1 protein-coding gene is annotated in these 1,034 nt (G+C 58.2%); it reads left to right on the top strand.

The features are described from left to right. Positions 1–51 precede the first annotated feature (51 nt). Positions 52–864: a DUF3298 and DUF4163 domain-containing protein gene (locus A3730_RS01560; protein ID WP_063521186.1), complete on the top strand. Its 813-nt coding sequence runs from the start codon at positions 52–54 to the stop codon at positions 862–864. Positions 865–1,034 lie beyond the last annotated feature (170 nt).

Here is a 1,034-nt window from a genome sequence, read left to right as displayed (position 1 = left end):
CTGCCGTTAAATGCCTCCATTCGTTTTCATTGATTTCAGGAAGGGTATGCCATGCGTATGACATTTTTGCTCCTGCTCGCCACCGCGCTGCTGGCAGGCTGCGACGACCCGGACGCGCCGGCAAAGCCCGCTGACAAACCGGCCTCCACCGACAAGAGCGACGCCGCACAAACCGGTGCCGCCCCGGAAATTCTGGTGCGAATCGTCCATACCCTGAATAAAACCGATGAGCAGTGTGACGCTGACGGCTGCCCGAAAGTGGACCTGCAATGGCTTACCTTTGAGAACCAGCCCGCACTGAACGACGCCATCACCCAGAACCTGGCCGCCATGCTGATTCAGGATGAAGGCAACGCCACCCACGATGGCACCATCGAAGGGCTGGCCGATGCGTTTCTGCAAGATGCGTCCGACATGGCCATGGCCTCGGAGCAGGGCTGGGAGCTCAATGCCACGGTGAAAAAACAGGGCCGACGCGGCGACCTGGTAACCCTGTCCATGGAAACCTATGAATACACCGGCGGTGCCCACGGCCTGCCCAGCGTGCAGTACTTTCACTGGGACCTGGCCAAACAGCAAAGCGTAAAACCGGGCGACCTGCTGGTGCCCGGCCAACAGTCTGCCTTCTGGGAAAAAGCCCGCGAACAACACACCGCCTGGCTGGACGAGGAAAACCTGGACCAGGCTTTCCGTGACAGCTGGCCGTTCGACAAGACCGATAACGTCTTCTTCAGTGACGAAGGGATGGTGCTGCAATACAACGTGTACCACATCGCGCCTTACGCCATGGGCCAGCCTACCCTGACGATTCCCTATGCGGAGCTGGAAGGCATTGTGCGCGGGCAATATTTGCCACAGCAGTGACAAGTTACGAGAAGCGAGTTTCGAAGAGCGAATATCAAAACAACCCGGCTCTCATGTTTTTGACTTTCGAAACTCGCTTCTCGTCACTCGCAACGGTTTCCCTCTCCTACGCCGCCACCAACGCTAACAGAAACACCAGCTCCGCCAGAATCACGCTGGCGCCCAACGCA

The sequence above is a fragment of the Alcanivorax sp. HI0044 genome (genome assembly GCF_001634945.1).
The sequence above is the reverse complement of the archived record's forward strand: the minus strand, read 5'-3'. Positions and strand labels throughout refer to the sequence as shown.